General features: G+C 67.8%; 13 protein-coding genes. 5 read left to right on the top strand and 8 right to left on the bottom strand.

The genetic code is table 11. The features are described from left to right. Positions 1-153: 153 nt before the first annotated feature. The 3 genes from LPA35_RS10810 to LPA35_RS10800 form a co-directional block, all read right to left on the bottom strand. Entirely contained in the window at positions 154-1,053 is a 900-nt protein-coding gene (locus tag LPA35_RS10810; RefSeq protein ID WP_228896976.1) for an alpha/beta fold hydrolase, read from the bottom strand. Between the two features lie 236 nt (positions 1,054-1,289). Continuing rightward, positions 1,290-1,901, bottom strand: a complete 612-nt coding sequence (locus LPA35_RS10805; RefSeq protein WP_228896975.1) for a TetR/AcrR family transcriptional regulator — start codon at positions 1,899-1,901, stop codon at positions 1,290-1,292. A 111-nt stretch (positions 1,902-2,012) separates the two neighbouring features. Further along, positions 2,013-4,424: a LamG-like jellyroll fold domain-containing protein gene (locus LPA35_RS10800; protein ID WP_228896974.1), complete on the bottom strand. Its 2,412-nt coding sequence runs from the start codon at positions 4,422-4,424 to the stop codon at positions 2,013-2,015. Between the two features lie 314 nt (positions 4,425-4,738). On the opposite strand from LPA35_RS10800, the gene LPA35_RS10795 reads away from it, so the two are divergent. Continuing rightward, complete coding sequence (locus LPA35_RS10795) at positions 4,739-6,814, top strand: acetoacetate--CoA ligase (RefSeq protein WP_228896973.1); 2,076 nt, start codon at positions 4,739-4,741, stop codon at positions 6,812-6,814. Between the two features lie 212 nt (positions 6,815-7,026). Here the strand turns inward: LPA35_RS10795 and LPA35_RS10790 are convergent, their stop codons facing one another. Next, positions 7,027-8,022 (bottom strand): tripartite tricarboxylate transporter substrate binding protein, encoded by a 996-nt coding sequence (locus LPA35_RS10790; RefSeq protein WP_108498225.1) that lies wholly within the window; start codon positions 8,020-8,022, stop codon positions 7,027-7,029. A 90-nt stretch (positions 8,023-8,112) separates the two neighbouring features. Next, complete coding sequence (locus LPA35_RS10785; RefSeq protein ID WP_228896972.1) at positions 8,113-10,068, bottom strand: acyl-CoA synthetase; 1,956 nt, start codon at positions 10,066-10,068, stop codon at positions 8,113-8,115. A 256-nt stretch (positions 10,069-10,324) separates the two neighbouring features. Here LPA35_RS10785 and pssA point away from each other — a divergent pair, with 256 nt between their 5' ends. After that, positions 10,325-10,951, top strand: coding sequence for a CDP-diacylglycerol--serine O-phosphatidyltransferase (pssA, locus tag LPA35_RS10780; RefSeq protein ID WP_218301346.1), 627 nt, complete (start codon positions 10,325-10,327; stop codon positions 10,949-10,951). Positions 10,952-11,008: 57 nt separating this feature from the next. Beyond that, positions 11,009-11,851 (top strand): PhzF family phenazine biosynthesis protein, encoded by an 843-nt coding sequence (locus LPA35_RS10775; RefSeq protein ID WP_228896971.1) that lies wholly within the window; start codon positions 11,009-11,011, stop codon positions 11,849-11,851. A 48-nt stretch (positions 11,852-11,899) separates the two neighbouring features. Here LPA35_RS10775 and LPA35_RS10770 read toward each other — a convergent pair whose 3' ends face one another. Beyond that, positions 11,900-12,847, bottom strand: coding sequence for a LysR substrate-binding domain-containing protein (locus tag LPA35_RS10770; protein WP_228897291.1), 948 nt, complete (start codon positions 12,845-12,847; stop codon positions 11,900-11,902). 66 nt (positions 12,848-12,913) lie between these two features. Here LPA35_RS10770 and LPA35_RS10765 point away from each other — a divergent pair, with 66 nt between their 5' ends. Both LPA35_RS10765 and LPA35_RS10760 read left to right on the top strand, forming a co-directional pair. Then, positions 12,914-14,059 (top strand): MFS transporter, encoded by a 1,146-nt coding sequence (locus LPA35_RS10765; protein WP_370641408.1) that lies wholly within the window; start codon positions 12,914-12,916, stop codon positions 14,057-14,059. A gap of 55 nt (positions 14,060-14,114) precedes the next feature. Continuing rightward, positions 14,115-14,627: a hypothetical protein gene (locus LPA35_RS10760; RefSeq protein ID WP_228896969.1), complete on the top strand. Its 513-nt coding sequence runs from the start codon at positions 14,115-14,117 to the stop codon at positions 14,625-14,627. 100 nt (positions 14,628-14,727) lie between these two features. On the opposite strand, the gene LPA35_RS10755 is transcribed toward LPA35_RS10760, so the two are convergent. Then, positions 14,728-15,651 carry a DMT family transporter gene (locus LPA35_RS10755; RefSeq protein WP_228896968.1) on the bottom strand — a complete coding sequence of 308 codons (924 nt, stop codon included), beginning with the start codon at positions 15,649-15,651 and terminating at the stop codon, positions 14,728-14,730. A 26-nt stretch (positions 15,652-15,677) separates the two neighbouring features. Next, positions 15,678-17,156, bottom strand: a complete 1,479-nt coding sequence (locus LPA35_RS10750) for a hypothetical protein (RefSeq protein ID WP_228896967.1) — start codon at positions 17,154-17,156, stop codon at positions 15,678-15,680. Positions 17,157-17,309: the final 153 nt, after the last annotated feature.

The raw sequence follows: 17,309 nt of genomic DNA, 5'->3' as shown, positions 1-17,309 counted from the left end.
CGAGTTGGAAGTTCGTTGATGAAATAAAGATGTCGAAATCGTCGTCAGGCAAGGCGCAAACCACAGCGATAGCCGGTGCTATCGCGAGGATTTGCAACGCAGCATGGCGGCGATTCTCGACGTCTTTATGAAACGAATTTCCAATTCGGGACACTAGCTCGCCACGAAGTCCACCACCGACTGCAGCACCTCTACCTGCTGCAGGATCTTGCGGTGCCCCAGCCCCTCGGTGGCCAGCAGCGTGGCGCCCGGGATGTGGTCGCGGTAGGCCTCGCCATCGGCAAAGCGGTTGATGCGGTCGCCGCGGTCGTGCACCACCAGCGTGGGCAGCGCGATGCGTGGGCCCACAGCCGGGGGCTCGAACTGGCGCATCAGGATGCCTTCTCGGGCTTCGATGCGCCGCTGCAGGGTGGCACGCGTGCGCTCCGAAAGGCCGAACACCTGGGCGAACAGGCGCGTGTATTCGTGCGGCGACGCGGGCGGTGCCAGCAGCACCAGCCGCTGGGTGGCCAGGCCCCGGCTGGCCGCGTGCGCCGCTGCGTTGGCGGCCAGCGAATGGGCCACCACGGCATGGGGCGCCGAGTCCTGCGCGTGCAGGCGGGCGGTGGCGTATTCGATGGCGCGGGCGAACTGGGGCAGGTTGCTCACGCGGCCCCGGCTGCCACCGTGCGCAGGCAGGTCCACCAGCACCGGGCGCAGGCCGCGCGCTGCCAGGGCATCGGCCAGCGGCAGCATCTGGCGTGCATGCCCGCCCCAGCCGTGCAGCAGGAGCACCGTGGGGCCGTGCGGCTGGGCCTGGGGCAGGTACAGCGTGATCTCGGCGTCTTCAAACGGCCAGCGCTCTGTGCGCCAGTGGCCTGGCGGCACGGCTTGGCGGCCGGGTTTGCGCAGTGGTAAGGGCGTGCCAAACAGGCGCGCAGCCACGCGCACGGCCAGTGCGGGCCACAGTCGCTCGGTGGCGCCCAGGGTCAGGCGCACAAGGCGCATGGCGGGGTGCTCGCCGTAGAAGCTGGACGTGGCCCGCAGGGCGGTGGATGAAGAGGAGGTGTTCATGGTGGGGTTCCTGAAGGGATGGAGTGGGGCGCGCGGCGCGCACCTCAGAAAAAGACCCAGTCCCGGTTGCTGCGCGGGAGGCTGGTGAGGGTGCTGCGCAGCGACCGGATGGCGCCCACTGCGGCCGCAATGGCGGCAATGCCCAGGATGATCAACATGGTGTTTCCTTTCTTCGCACGGTTGTGCGAAATTTGGGCATAAAAAAACAAGAGGTCTCCCTGGCACACCACCGCGTCTCAGGCGGGGGAAGGGAGGTAGCTCTTGACGAGGCGCGCCCAGGACGCCTCGGTGCGTGACACTGCCTGCGGATCGCGCAGGAAGCGGACGTCGTGCAACAAGCCCATGATCATGGAATAGATCTCGCCCACCAGCTGGTCGGGCGGGGTGTCGGCGGGCAGGTGCCCGGCCTCGATGGACTGGATCACCGTGCGGCGCAGTGCCGCGCGCCAGCGTGTGATCTCTGAATGCAGCAGGTCGCGCAGCTCGCCTTCGCGGTCGTCCAGCTCGAAGGCCCCTGCGGTGTAGATGCAGCCGGTGAAAGCCTCCACATCGCGCGTGCGGGCAATCCAGCGGCGCACGATCTCGTTGAGGCGCGGCAGGCCCTTGGGGTGCTGCATGGCGGGCACAAACACATCGGCCAGGAACCGGCGGCCAAACTCCTCGATCACCGCCTTCTGCAGCGCCTCGCGCGAGCCGGCGCGCGAGAACACGCCGCTCTTGGACAGACCCACGCGGTCGGCCACGGCCTGCAGCGTGATCGACTCCAGCCCTTCGGCCGCAGCCAGATCCAGCGCTGCGCCCACAATGGCCGCGCGGGTGAGTTCTGATTTCTGGGTCTTGGCATCCATGGGGCGAAATTTAGCACAACTGTGCGAAATAAATCTACCCGTGTTGCCAGCAGTGTTTTGAAAGCCGATATCGAGCACAGCCCCGGTGTGCCGCCGGGGCTGTGCAGCGCGTCACTGGGCCAGGGCCGTGATCTGCACGGAAGTCAGCGCCCCACTGTAGAGGCGGAAATCCTGCATGCGGCCCGCAAAGTACGGGTCGGCCCCGTACTGCGCGCGGCCCAGCCAGTTCTGCGTGGTGGCGCCCAGCTGGTGGGGCGCAAAGGGCGCGTCGGCCAAGGTGCCGGTGGCCTGCCCGTCCACAAACAGGGTCACGGTGTTGCCCCGGCGGGTCACCGCCAGGTGCACCCACCGGCCTGTGCCCAGCGCCACCGAGGACGTGACGTTTTCCTCGCCGAAATAGGTGGTGCCGGTGGAGGCAAAGCGCAGCGTGCTGGTGTTGCCGAGCAGGGCCAGATAGGCGATGTCGCTGGAGCCGATGTCAAACACGCGGGCGTTCCCGGCGCTGGCGCTTTGCCGGTAGACCCAGACTGCGATCGTGAAGTCGGCCAAGTCTTTCATGATGCCCGTGGGCAGGGCCACGTGGCCGCTGGCGCCGTCGAGTGCTACGGCGCTGCTGCCCGCCGTGCGGCCAGCGCCCCAGGACGTGCCGCCCACCAGTCGGCCATGCAGCGCGTTGCCGCTCTGGTCGGTGGCCGACGTTCCGCTGCCCTCGTTCAAGGGCAGATGCAGCATCAGCTGCGGCGTGGTGGCAACACTGCGGACCTCGGCGCCCGTGAGCCGGCCCGTTGGGGTGACTGCCACGATGCGGTAGTGCCAGGTGCCCGTGCCGGGTGTGTCGGTATGGGTGCGTTCCTCGCCCACGGTGGTGAGTGTGGTGAACGGGCCCGACGCTGCGGGTGCGCGCTGCACCTCATAGGCCGTGGCGTAGGCGCTGCCCCACCACGACAGCAGCACCTGGCCGTTGACGAGGTAGGCCGTGAGGCCGCTGGGCGCGGCCCCGGCTGCAATCGGCTCGCGCGAGAAGGTCAAGGTGCCCATGCCGGGGTCGTCCCCGGTGCCGCGCTGCTCGGGCCGCAGTTTGGCCGCCATGGCCGTTGTGTAGGGCGCAGAGAGCCCCTTGCGGTTGACGTAGTGGTTGTACAGCAGCTCCCAGCACTGGCGCAGGTGTGGCCGCCCCGCAGGAGAGACGCCGGTGAAGATGCCCTGGCGGTTGGCATAGCGTGAGAACGGCAGCGCCGGATACGCGCCACCCGCATCGGCCAGGTTGCTGGCCGCCACGTATTCGGCGGCTGAGAGAAGCCGGTTGTTCCAGTAGCCGTACAGATCGTCGCCCTGCGACCAGGCCATTTCGCACAGCGCGCCGCACAGCGACATGCCCAGCGTGGCATGCCCCTGGTCGCGCCCGCTCTCCTGCCATTGCCCCAGGTGCCCGGGGTGGATGGCGTAGACGTTGTGCGCGGCTGCGCCGTTGCCCCGGCCGTTCTTGTAATAACTGATCGCCTCGTTGTACAGGTCGCGCCGGTCACAGCAGATGCCGATGGCCATGATGGCGTTGATGTTGCACAGGTCCCAGTTGGCCCAGTAGTTGGTGATGTTGGCGCCGTTGTGTTCCTCTAGAAAGCGGTGGCTCAGCGGGTAAAACACTTCCAGCAGCAGTTTCTGGAACCGGGCCACGCCCTCGGGCGACCAGCCGGGGTAGCTGCGCAGGAGTTCCACCGTATTGGCCCACTGGTAGCCGTAGATGCCAGCAGCAAGGTAGCGGTCCGCATTGCCGGTGAGCGTGGTCATGGTGCTCGACCACGCATCCAGGAACGCCACGGCACGGTCGGCATAGGCGTTGTCCTGGGACACCTTCCAGCGCAGCGCCAGCTGGTAGGCCCGCTGCATGTCCTTGATCATGGTGCCGAAGTTCTGCCCATCGCCGCCACGGATCACCACGGTGAGCGCGTGGGGCCACATATCGCTGTTCAGTGAGGAATGTCCCGAAAACTGAAGCGCGTTCCAGCCAATCACCCAAGGCGATGCGTTCTCGGCAATCTTGGTACGCATGCGCGCAAAGTCAGCGTCCGTGTGCAGCCCGCCAGGGTGCACAAAGGCGCTGGGGGCCGGTGGTGGAGGAGGAGGAGGAGGAGGGGGGGGTGGTGGTGGTGGTGGTGGTGGTGGTGGTGGTGGTGGTGGTGGTGGTGGCGCTGCGGGGGGAGGCGGTGGCGCTGCAGGGGGTGGGGGGGCCGAAGGCGGAGGCGGGGTGCCAGGCGGTGTGGAGGGAGGCGTCGCGGGGGAAGGCGGCACGGTGGGGGGCACTGCCGGCGCCGGTGGTGCTGTGGGGGGCGTGGTACCTGGCGTTGGCGCGGGAGGCGGGGTGTCCCCGCCAATGGGCGCGGAGGTGGTGGGCGGTGTGTTGGTGGCGTCGGCCGGGTTGCCACCACAGGCCACCAGCGTGCCGGCCAGCGGCATGGCGGCCATTCCCTTGAGTACCCGGCGCCGGGCCGTGAAATTCGTGCCGTTGTTCAGTTCTTGGTCCATTACTTTGGGGGATTGGGGTGGGCGGAGTGCCGTGCCTTTTGGTCGTTCCATCGGCGATTCCAGGCAATCGTTGTGCCAGGCAGGGCGCCCTGCGAAAAATGGGCGGTGTGCCGGGTTTTATGCCCAGCGCTCACAGGCAAGAACGGGAAAATGAACAATTTGGTTAGTCCAATATTGTCATTAAAGTAATTAATAGCGCGCAGCTTGCTTGCCATGGGCTGGGATCGAACGCCTTTGCGCCGTTGACTGCAAGTGTCAAGCCGGGGACGGATATGGCTGGTCCGCGCCCGGATGCGCTGCTACGCTGCGTCGCCATGGAGACAAATACCAAATCCCCGCCTTACGTTCCCCAGATCCGCCTGTTCCAGAACTGGCTGCGCGACCAGCGCGGCCTGCAGTTCGACAGCTACGACGCGCTGTGGCGCTGGTCCACCACCGAGCTGGATGCGTTCTGGCAAAGCGTGTGGGACTATTTCCGGATCGAATCGCCCACCCCCCACACCGCCGTGCTGGGCAAAAACACCATGCCCGGCGCTCAGTGGTTTCCTGGCGCTCAGGTCAACTACGCGCGCCAGGCGCTGCGCCATGTCGATGCGGCGCACGCAGCGGGTCTGCCTGCCATCATCAGCCGCAACGAAAAAGGCCAGCACCGCGAGCTGAGCTGGCCCGAGCTGCGCCGCCAGGTCGCGTCGCTGGCGCTGCACCTCAAGGCCCAGGGCATCCAGCCCGGCGACCGCGTGGCCGCCTACCTGCCCAACGTGCCCGAGGCCATGGTCGCCTTCCTGGCCACGGTCAGCATCGGCGGGGTGTGGAGCATCTGCGCGCCCGACATGGGCACGCACGCAGTGCTCGACCGCTTCCGCCAGATCGAGCCCAAGGTGCTGATCGCCGTGGACGGCGTGACCTACGGCGGGCGCGACCACGACCGCACTGGCGTGCTGGCTGAGCTGCGCGCCGACCTGCCCAGCGTGCAGCATGCGGTGCTGCTGGGCAATCTGGATGCTTATGTTTCGATAGCTGGTTGCGCAAGCTGGACAAGCGCTACGGCACAAAATGATGCGGAAACCGCAGCGTTTGAACCGATGTGGCTGCCGTTTGACCACCCGCTATGGATCGTCTATTCCAGCGGCACCACGGGGCTCCCGAAGCCCATCGTGCACGGCCATGGCGGCACGGTGCTGGTGGCGCTGCAGCTCAAGGTGTTGCACAACGACATCGGCTGCAGCTACGAACCCAACAGTTTGGGCGAGCGCTACCACTGGTACAGCTCCACCGGCTGGGTGATGTGGAACGCGCAGCTCAGCGGCCTGCTCTCGGGCACCACCTGCGTGATCTACGACGGCAACCCCGGCGGCAGCAAGGACCACCCCGATTGGGGCGTGCTGTGGCGCTTTGCGGCTGAAACGGGCGTGACCTTTTTCGGCGCGGGTGCGGCGTTTTTTGCCAACTGCATGAAGGCGGGCATCACGCTGGCGGACTATGGCGACTTGACGCGCATCCGCGCGCTGGGCACCACGGGTTCGCCGCTGTCGCCTGAGGTGCAGGAGTGGGGCACGGCGCAGTTCGAGGCGCTGGGCACGCACGACATCTGGTGGAACAACATCTCCGGCGGCACCGACTTCTGTGGCGCCTTCATCGGCGGCAACCGCGAGATGCCACAAGTCGCTGGCGAGATGCAGTGCCGCATGCTGGGCGCGGCTGTGGAGTCGTGGGACGCCGAGGGCCGTCCCGTGCAGGACGCGGTGGGCGAGCTGGTCTGCGCGCAGCCGATTCCGTCGATGCCCCTCTACCTGTGGGGCGACAAGGATGGTTCGCGTTACCTGTCGAGCTACTTCGACATGTACCCCGCAGGCCACGGCCGCCGGCCCGGCGGTGGCGACGGCCTCGCGAGCATGGGCGCGGTGTGGCGACATGGCGACTGGCTCAAGATCGGCGCCAACGGCGGCTGCGTGATCTACGGCCGCAGCGACGCCACCATCAACCGCCACGGCCTGCGCATGGGCACGAGCGAGATCTACAGCGCGGTGGAATCGCTGCCCGAAGTGCTCGACAGCCTGGTGGTGGATCTGGAATACCTAGGCCGCGAGAGCTACATGCCGCTGTTTGTGGTGCTGCGCCCGGGCTACGCGCTGGACGATGCCCTGCGCGCGCGCATCAACGGTGCCGTGCGCACCGCTTTAAGCCCGCGTTTTGTGCCCGACGACATCTTTGCCGTGGCCGAGGTGCCGCGCACGCTGAGCGGCAAGAAGCAGGAGCTGCCCATCAAGAAGCTGCTGCTGGGCCAGCCGATCGAAAAGGTGGTGAACAAGGATGCGATGGCGAATCCTGGGTGCCTGGACTGGTATGTGGCGTTTGCGGCGCAGCGGGCGAAGTCGATGCAAAAAACATAGCTACCTGCGCTTTGGGGAAAAGCGCAGGAGCCTGTTTTTATTTGAAATTGTCCTATCCGTGGGGTGCCTGGCCGTCCTTGGTTCCAGCCGCCCTGTTTCTCCTGACTGCTCGCCTCAGCGCGTGACGCCATGCCAGTGCCGCCGCGCAAGGGCCGCCCCGCCGCGCTGGCGGCGTCCCCCTTCAGGGGGAAGGCGCGCAGCGCCTCAGGGGGTTAGTCAAGTTTCGCGCCGGACGCCTTGATCAAGCGCTCCCACACCGGCCGTTCCTTCGCAATCGCGGCGGAAAACAGCGCGGGCGAGCTGTTCTGCACATCAAAGCCCATGGCCGCAATGCGCTGCGCCACGTCGGGCAGCTGCGTGGCCTTGCGCACCTCGTCGGCAATGCGCTCCAAGATGGCGGGCGGCGTGCCTGCGGGGGCACCAAACGCCAGCCAGCCCGCCACGCGGTAGGCCTCGTCGTTCAGGCCCTGTTCGGCCAGGCTGGGCACATTGGGCAGGGTGCCCATGCGGCGCTCGCCGCTCACGCCAATGGCTTTGAGCTTGCCCGCCTCGATGTGGGGCTTGACCTGCAGCGCGCTCGCAAACGCGATCTGGATCTGGCCGCCGAGCAGGTCCTGCACCATGGGCGCCTCGCCCCGGTAGGCCACGTGGCTCATGTCGGCGTTTTGCGTGAGGCTCATGTAGGCCCCGGCCAGGTGCGGATACGCGCCCGTGCCGTACGAGCCATAGGCCACCTTGCCCTTGTTGGCCACCACGTATTTGAGCAGTTCGGGCCCCGTGGATGCGGTCACGCTCGGGTGCGCCACCAGCACCAGCGGCGCGATGGCGATCTGGTAAATGGGCGCGATGTCCTTTTCGGGGCTGTAGGGCAGCTTGGTATAGAGGAACTGGTTGGTGAGCATGGAGTTGCTCAGGCCCAGCAGCAGCGTGTAGCCATCGGGCGCCGCCTTGGCCACCGCGTCGGTCCCGATGATGCCGGCCGCACCGGGTTTGTTGTCGATGACCATGGGCTGGCCCAGGCCCACGGCCATCTTTTCGGCCAGCACACGCGCCAGCACGTCGGTGGCGCCGCCTGCGGCAAAGGGCACCACGATCTTGATGGGCTTGTTGGGGTAGGCCTGCGCGAAGGCGGTCGTGCCAGTGCAGGCGGCGGCCAGCGCAGCGGCACCGAGCCAGGTGCGGCGGGACATCAGGGGGTGGAAGGGCATGGGTTTGTCTCCTGTCATGGTTATAAAAATTCACTCAGCGGGCTCCGCGTGCATGGTGGCGGGCCGGGGCCTGGCTGTCACGCCATGGGCTTATGGGGTCTGGGGGCTCCCTGCGGCGGGGGCGGTGGTGATGCGCACGGTGATTGGCAGGGGCGCGAGCACCTCGCGCAGGCGGGCGGCCAGTGCGTCTGCCTGTGCGCAGGGGGCCACAGCCACACGCACCGCGTTGTCGCCTTCGGGCTGCACCTGAGGGCGGGGCTGGCCTGGCGCTTCGGCGGCGCACACACCATCCACCAGCGCCTGCACCGTGTGGCAGGCGGCGCGCTGACGCAGCTCGGGCTTGTAGATCTTGCCCACATTCGTCACGGGCATGGTCTCGATCACCTGCACCCAGCGCGGGCGGGCTACGGCCTCGTCCACGCGTTCGGCGGTGAAGGCCAGCAGTTCGGCCTCGGTCACGGCCTGTGCACCGGGCACCAACGTGGCGTAGACCACGGGCAGCTCGCCCGCATAGGCGTCGGGCGCACCCACGGCGGCGCACAGCTGCACGGCGGGGTGGGCGCCCAGCGCGTCTTCGATCACCTTGGGGTCGATGTTGTGGCCGCTGCGGATGATGAGGTCCTTGGAACGACCGCTCAGGTGCAGGCGACCCTGGTCGTCCACAAAGCCGAGGTCGCCGGTGGCCAGCCAGCCATCGTGGGTAAACGCCTTGGCCGTGTCGGCCGCGTCGAGAAAACCCGAGAACAGGTTGGGCGACTGGAAAAGCACCATGCCCGGCTGGCCGGGTGGCAGGTTCTGGTCCGACGCATTGCCCTGCGCATCCAGCGCCACCACGCGCAGCTGCGTGTAGGGCAACCGCCAGCCCACGCAGCCTGCGGGCGCGCGCACGCCCGGCGGGGTGATGGTGGAGATGCCCGCCATCTCCGTCATGCCCAGACTTTCGTGGATGTGCAGGCCAAACAGGCGCTCAAACCGCGCCGCCAGCTCGGGCGCCAGGATGGCAGCACCCGTGCGGCAGTAGCGCAGCGTGGAGATATCGGCGCCGCCCAGCGGCACATTGGCCAGTGCCGCCAGCACCGTGGGCACGGCGGACAGGTAGGTGCAGCGGTAGCGCTCCACCAGCCGCCAGTAGTTGGCGATCACCTCGCGGTTGCGGAACAGGCCGGTGGTGGGGATGATGGTCTCCACCCCCGCAGACAGCGCCGCGAGCGAGCCCGGCAACACCCCCGCCACATGGAACAGTGGGTAGCCGTTGATGCCCACGTCCTCGGGCCGTATGCCCTGCATCTGCACGCTGCCCCAGGCGGTGAAAACCTGCGCGCCGTGGCTGTGGCGCGCCAGCTTGGGCGCGCCGGTGGTGCCACCGGTGTGAAAGTAGGCGGCGATGTCGCTGGCTGCGATACGGCGCCCGCTCACCAGGTGGTCGCCGGGGTGCTGGTGGCGTTCGGCCAGGTCCACCACACCAGCAGGCAGCGGGCCCGCCGCGCCGGGGGCTTCCGTGTGGGGGGCCACGCGCAGCACGGTGGTCAGCGTGGGCACCATGCCCATCAGGCGCTGGGCCTTGCTCCAGTAGCCCACATCGCCTTCGGCGCCGTAGGCAATCAGCACCTTGGCACGTGCCAAGGTCATCATGGCCGCGATCTTCTCGTCGGTGAGCATGGGGTTGAGCGGCTGCACGATGCCCGCCGCCTCGCCGCCCCACAGGGCCAGGTGGTATTCCAGGCAGCCAGGCAGCAGCACGGCCACGGCATCCTCGGGGCCCACCCCCAGGTGGTGCAGCAGGTTGGCCGTCTGGTGGATGCCGGCAAGCAGCTGCGCATACGACCAGCGGATGGGCTCGGCGGCCGGGTCGGCCGTGGGCAAAAAAGTCAGCGCCGTCTTGTCGCCAAACGCCGCCGCCGAATTCACAAAGATTTCGTAGGTGCTTTGCACTGGCAGCGCTTCGGCCAGGGGGCGGGCTTCATGCCGTTCTACATCCTGCAGGCTGCGCACCGGGGCACCGGGGGAGAAAGGCGTGTGGAGCGGGGGCATCTGTGGGAGGCGCATGGCGGGTCTCGGGTCTTATGGGCTGCGGGTCGGTCACCGGCGGGGGGCGGATGCGGCATCGTCCTACCCGCCTGCGCCCGCCGCGTGGCCACAGTCTGTCTGTGTGCCGGCGCAAAAGCAGTCACGCAGATGTCAGAGAGGGTTCAGGACCCCCTGCGAGACCGTCCGCAAGCTCTCAGCGCCGGGTGGTGCTGCGGCACACCCATAATGGACCTTGTTGATTGCCACTGCGCGCCCCGCCGCGCGCCTTCCCTCCATGAACACTCCGCAGCCGCCCAAACGTTTTTCGATGATCCGTGAGTTCCACCTCGCCGACTGGTTCACGCTGGGCAATGCGGTCTGCGGCGTGGGCGCGCTGTTCTCGGTCATGTCGTACCTGGAAACGAACGACGTGCTGCATGTGTACTTTGCGTGCGCCCTGGTGCTGGCCGCGCTGATCTTTGATGTGCTGGACGGCCGCATCGCGCGCTGGCGACAGAAGAGTTCAGCCATGGGCCGCGAGCTGGATTCGTTGGCCGACGTGATCTCCTTCGGCGTAGCGCCCGCCATCATTGCCTACGGCTGCGGCATGCAGGGCCTGTATGACCGCATCGTGCTGGCCTACTTCGTGGCCTGTGGCGTGTCGCGCCTGGCGCGCTACAACGTGACGGCCGAAACCCTGTCGGGCGACGACGGCAAGGTCAAATACTTTGAAGGCACGCCGATTCCCACCTCGATCATGCTGGTGGCGTTGATGGCCCTGGCCGCCTGGCTGGGCGCTGTGCGCGAGAGCCTGTGGTTTGGCAAGGTACTCATTGGCGGCTTTACGCTGCACCCGCTGGTGCTGCTGTTTGCGGTGTCGGGCTCGTTGATGATCAGCCGGATTCGCATTCCCAAGCTCTGAGCCACTGGCTGCCCTGCCATCTCCTGTCCTGTCCTGTCGTTCTGGATGTTGAACACCATGGCACTTCAAAAAATCGCAGCTTTCTCCGATGGCCCTGTGGGCGGCAACCCCGCCGGTGTGTGGATCGGTGACGAGTTGCCCGCCCCCGCCGAGATGCAGCGCATCGCTGCCGGGGTCGGCTTTTCTGAAACCGCGTTTGCCGCCCCACTGGGCGATGGCAACTGGAAGGTGCGCTACTTTTCGCCCGAGAGCGAGGTGCCCTTTTGTGGCCACGCCACCATTGCCTTGGGCGCCGCGCTGGCGCAGCGCGAGGGCGACGGCGTGTTTGCGCTGTCGCTGAGCCAGGCCGAGATCACGGTCGAAGGCCGCCGCCAGGGCGATCTGGTGCAGGCGGCGCTGCAGTCGCCCCCCACGCGCAGCGGGCCTGTGCCTGCTGGGCTGCTGGCCGATGCGCTGGCCCTTTTTGGCCTCAGCGCGGCCGATCTGGACCCGCGCATCCCGCCCGCGCTCATCCACGGCGGTGCGGACCACCTGGTGCTGGCCCTGCGCAGCCGTGCGGCGCTGGCGGCCATGCACTACGCGCTGGACGCCGGCCGCACGCTGATGGTGAACGCCAAGCTGGTGACCATCGTGCTGGTGTGGGTGGAGTCGGACCGGCTGCTGCACACCCGCAATGCCTTTGCCTCGGGCGGCGTGCTGGAAGACCCGGCCACGGGCGCCGCCACGGCCGCACTGGCGGGCTACCTGCGCGACCTGGGCTGGCCGCATGGCGGCGCCATCGATGTGGTACAGGGCGAGGACATGGGCATGCGCTCGCGCCTGCGCGCCGAGATCGGGCCGGTGGCGGGCAGCTCCATCCGCGTGTCGGGCACGGCACGGTGGATGAGCGACGGCGAATAACGTTTCTTGCTACAAATAATATAGCTTTTAGCGCTTGATGGTAAAGCGCTAGGGCTTGTTTTGACTTGAATGTTGCGCTGTGCGCCCCGGCCCTGACGGCGGCAGCGCACCTGGCAGCGCGTCCATCTCTTGCCGAAGCCATTGCACCAGACACAGCGTCTCCGGCGACGGGTCTGGGGCCGTGCCGAAGTAGTGCCGCGTCAGCGGCAGCCGCAAGGTCGGCAAGGGCGACACCAGCCGCCCCGAGGCCAGGTCGTGGGCAATCAGCGACACCGGGGCCATCGCAAAGCCCAGCCCATCCACGGCGGCCTGCAGCACAAAGTGCAGATGGTCAAACTGCAGGCAGCTGGCGGGCTGGAGTGTTGGCAGGTTCACCTGCTTCTTCCAGCTTTCCCAGTCCTTGCTGCGCGACTTGGACAGCAGCAGCACGTGGGACGACAACGCCTCGGGCCGCGTGACCGGGCGCTGGGCGAACAGCGTCGGCGACCCCACCACCAGCGCCTCGTCTTCCAGAAACGGGTGGACCTGCATGCCCGGCGGCCACCCGCGCGGGCCGCGCCGCAGGGCCAGGTCGAAGGCCTCGGCCGCGTGGTCGGGTGCCAGCGTGCTGGTGATGACCTGGGGCTCGATGTCCGGGTGCTGGGCCACAAAACCCGGCAGCCTGGGGATCAGCCAGCGCACCGCAAAGCTGGGCCGCACGTTGATCTTGACGCTGCGCAGCCCGGCATCGCCCCGCAGCGACTGGGCGGCGGCGCCGATCTGCGCGAGTGCAGGCCCGACCTGCGCGTGAAACTGATGCCCTGCCGCCGTGAGCAGCACCTGCCGCGTCTTGCGCTCGAACAGCTCCACACCCAGGTGCTCCTCCAGCGCCTTGATCTGGCGGCTGATGGCGCTGTGGGTGACGTGCAGCTCCAGCGCGGCGCGGGTAAAGCTCTGGTGGCGCGCCGCCGCTGCAAAGGCGCGGACGGCATTCAGCGGGGGCAGGCGGGGTGACATGCGTGCAATTTTGTCACGCATGGCGCGCAGCAATATCGTTTGTCGCGCCGGGCACCGCCGCGCACCATGCGGGCCATGCCACAGCCTTCAGACAACACCTTGGCCTCAGACCTCCACTCGCGCCGCGCCGCCTTGGCGCTGGGCCTGTCACTCCCCGGGGACACGGTGCTCTACTTGCTGCTGCCGATGTTTGCCCCGGCGTTTGGCGTCACCCTGTTTGAAGCGGGCATTCTGCTGGCCGCAAATCGCCTCGTGCGCATTGCGGGCTACGGGGCGGTGGCGCGGTTCTATGCCCGCCATGGCGAGCGCCTCACCTGCTCGCTGGCCGTGCTGGCCGCCGCCGCGTGTGCGCTGGGGTACGCCACCCTCAGCGGCTTCATCGCCTTGTTGGGCCTGCGGCTGCTGTGGGGCCTGGCGTTTGCGGCGCTGAACCTCGCCACGCAGGCGCTGGCCACGGCCGAGCCTCTGGGCGCAGCGCGCCGCGCCGGGCAGTCGCGCGCCTTTGCAGCGCTGGGGCCCATGCTGGCCCTGCCCGCTGGCGGTGTCTGCGCGCTCTGGTGGGAGCCCCGGGCCATCTTCTTTGCGTTTGCGGCAGTTGCGTTGTGCGCCTTGCTGGCCACGCGGCACTTGCCCGCCCAGCCGCATGCCCTGCCGCCACCGCCCAAGCGCTGGGGCAGGTTGCCGGGCCGCCTGGACCGCTTTTCCTTCGTCGAGGGGCTGGTGCTGGACGGCCTGTTCATCATCGGCCTGTCCTACCTGGGCCGCGATGTGCTGCCAGGCCATCCGGTGGTTGTGGCGGGGATGCTGCTGTCGGTCCGCTATCTGGCCGAGATCGCGCTGAGTGTGGTTGGTGGCGACCTGGCCGAGCGCTATGGCGCCGAAGTGCTGCTCGTGGGTTTTGCGGTGCTCACGTCGCTGGCCCTGGTGGGTTTTGGCCTGGGGTGGCTGTGGACCAGCGCACTGGCCATCGTGATTTTGCGAGCCCTGCTGCTACCGCTGTTGCCGCCGCTGGTCGCGCGCCGCACACCGGGGCCGGGGCGCATCCAGGCGCTGGCGACGCGGTCGGTCTGGCGGGACCTGGGCGCCGGTGCGGGCCCGGTGCTGGCGGGGGTGCTCCTGCCCATTGCGCCGTCCGCCTGGGTGTATGGCGTCGCAGCCTTGCTGCTGTCGGCCACGGCCATCGCCTGCTGGGCGCCTCGCGGCGATGGATAAGGCACGCAGCGGCCACCGCCCCCTTTTCACAAACCTCTGCTTTGGAGAATTGCCCTTGAACATTCACACCACCCTGATCCGCTGTGCCGGTGGCACGGTCGACCTGCCCGCGCGGCCCATGAACCACCGCAGCGATGGCGGGCATGTGCTGGTCCACCCGCCGCGCCCCGTCTGGGAACGCAGCGAGCTGACGCCCGAAGAGCTGGCGCATTGGTCGTGCCTGGTGGCCGCAACGGGCAGGGCCATGCTCGACACCTTGCCGCGGCTTGCCGGTGGCTGCCTGAACTACTGGGAGGCGGGCAACAACGCGCTGAACCCACTGGCCCATCCCCAGGGGCCGAAAACCCCCGCGCTGCACCGCAAGATGCACCTGCATGTGTTTGGACGAAGCCCCCGGGCCACGCACCCGGACTGGCTGTGGGGCGAACCACCCCGGTTCCCGAATTTTGCGCAGTCTGAGGCTTGGACCCAGCAGTTCACGCGGCTGGAGGACGATGAAGGCGCCGCGCTGGGTGCGCGCATTCAGGTGTTGCTGGATACGCGGTATGCCCTGAGTCTGGTGGGCTGACGACACCTAAATGCAAAGATTTGCTATTAACAATATAGCTATAAACGCTTTATGGTAAAGCGCTAGGCCGTATTTTATGCAAACTCTTTTGCCAGGGGTACTACGCCCCCACAGGCCGCCGGTTCACCAGCACGATGCCTGCCGCCACCAGCACCAGTGCCGCTACCAGCCCGGGGGTGATGGGCTCGCCCAGCCACCAGGCGCCAAACAGCAGCGCAAACACCGGCGTGAGGAACACAAACACCGAAATCTTCGTGGCCGGGTAGTGCGCCAGCATCCACATCCAGGCCAGGTAGCTCACAAACGCCCCCACCAGCGCCTGCACCAGCAGCGAGCCCCAGGCAAACGCGCTGAACTGCCAGACCCAGGCCTCGCCCAGGCCCAGCGACAGCACTGGCAGCACCGCCGTGCTCACGCTCACCTGGTAGAACAGTTGCTTGGCCGGGGCCACGCGCGCTAGGGGCGTGGTGCGGATGACCACTGTGGTCAGCGCCCACATCAGCCCGGCCGCCAGCCCGAGCAGATCGCCCAGCCATGCCTGGGGCAGGGCGGCATTGGCAGGGCCCAGCAACCCGTCCCCCAGCGCCAGCCCCACGCCCACAAACGCGGCAGCCAGGCCCAGCCACTGCCAGCCCTGCAGCCGCTCGCCGGGGATGAAGCGCGGTAGCAGCAGCGCCACCCAGAACGGCGAGGCATACAAAAACACCGTGAGCCGCGAGGCGGTGGTGTACTGCAGGCCCAGGTAGATACACGCGAACTCGCCTGCAAACAGCGCTCCCGCCAGCAGCCCGGCGCGGGCCGCCCCGGCGGGCTCGGCCGCTGCCGACAGCCGCACGCCGCGCCACAGGCACCAGGCCGCCACCGCCACCATGGCCAGCGCAAAGCGCACAAAGGCCTGGAACACGGGCGCCACCTCAGCCACCGTGGCTTTCACCAGCACCTGCTGGAAGCCCCAGAACATGCAGCACGCGAGCAGCAGGGAGATGGCGAGGGAGTCGAGGTGGGGCTTGCGAGAGAGGGCCATGGCGCGGTGGGTCGTTGGGGTCGCGGTCAGGGGCAGGGCCAGGCGCCGCCGCTGCGCGTGAACATCGCGCCCCCTAAGAAAAGCGCATTGCCGTCGCTGGCCAGGGCCCAGGGCGTCCAGGGCAGTGCGCGGGGCATGACCGCCTGCCCTTGGAGTTGCCATGTGCCGCCTGCGCGCGACAGCAGCGCAATGCGCTGGGTTTCGGTGCTGCCCGGCCCTGCGGCGCCGCACACCCCCTGCCCCGCCACGTTGGCGGTGTTGACGGCGAGGGTGCTGCCGTCGCTGGACAGCGCCATGGCCCCGTACTCGGGTCCTCCCGAGATGGGCGGCGAGTAGATGGACAGGGTGGCTGGAATGCGCCCCTGCTGGGTCCAGGCGCCACCGCCATTTTGCGAAAACACCAGCACCAGGGGCGTGGCGGAAGTCCGCAGCAAATCGCGGTCGGTCACGGCCAGGGTGCTGCCGTCTCCCGACAGGGCCAGCGACGCAATAAAGGTGCCTTCCGCATTCAGGGCGGCCTGTGGCGCCCAGGTGGTCCCGGTGCGGGCGTAGGTGAACACGGCGCTGGACGCAGAGGCACCACCGCCGCTGCCTGCGGCGGGGATGACCGCCGAGACGGCCAGCAGGTTGCCATCGGTCGACAGCGCCATGTGATCGGCGATTTCGGCCTGGCAGGGTTGCGGGCAGCCCGCCGGCGCACTGGCCGCGTCCAGGCGGGCTTGCTGGCTCCAGGCACCCGCGCTGCGCTGGTAGACGTAGACCGCATCGGCGACGACGCGGGAGCCCAGCTCGCCCCAGACCTGCTTCATGGACCGAACCGCCAGAGTGCCGCCGTCAGCCGACAGCAGCATCTGATCGACGAAATAGTTGCCGGACTGCAACGACGCCTGCTGCTGCCAGGGTTGGCTGGTGCTGCTGCGTGCGAAGACAAGCGTGGTGGTGGTCGCGCCCAAACTCGCGCCGCGCAGCGCCAGGGTGAGCCCATCCCTGGACACCATCGCGTAGCGTCCGTAGGCGCTGACCGAGGTGAGGAGCGGTGCGCGCCCCGAGGGGAATTCGTAGCTGATGCCCTTGGCGATGTCAAAGGGCGTGGCATCCGTGAACCCACCGCATCCGCCTGCATTGCACGCGCGCAGGCGGTAGATGGCGTTGAGGCGCGCCGATACGGGGGTGGGGGTGTTTGCCAGAGCACCGACGAAATTTTGTGATGTGTCTTGCTGGTAACGGAAGCCGGCCCGGGACGTCTCGTTGTAATCGTCCACCTTCGCTTCGGGCAGGGGGCCTTGTCCGTCCGGGTCTTCATGCAGTTCGTAGCGGGTCGCCCCCGGCGTGGGGCTCCAGCGGAACTGGGGGCTGCCATATTCCACCGTGATCGCGAAGTTCGCGGGCGCTGCCATGGGGGCGGAGGGAGGAGGGGGCGGTGTGGTGTCGTCGGAGCCTCCGCCGCAGCCAACCAGGGCCATCGTGGCGCAGCCCAGTAACCAAGCGGTTTGCAGAGGATTCATGGCGTGGAATAGTCCAGGAAAGTTCCTGGAGGCTGGGGACGTATCAAACATTCGGCTCTCCATTTCAAACGAGGGCGCGCGCGATGTGACGGGCTGGGCTGGAGATCGTCGACAGGCTCTTACAGCGCTGCGATTACACCATCCAGTTGCGGA

This window comes from Acidovorax sp. Leaf73, assembly GCF_916855635.1.
Classification (GTDB): Bacteria; Pseudomonadota; Gammaproteobacteria; order Burkholderiales; family Burkholderiaceae_C; genus Acidovorax; species Acidovorax facilis.
This window is presented reverse-complemented; position numbering and strand designations above follow the sequence as displayed.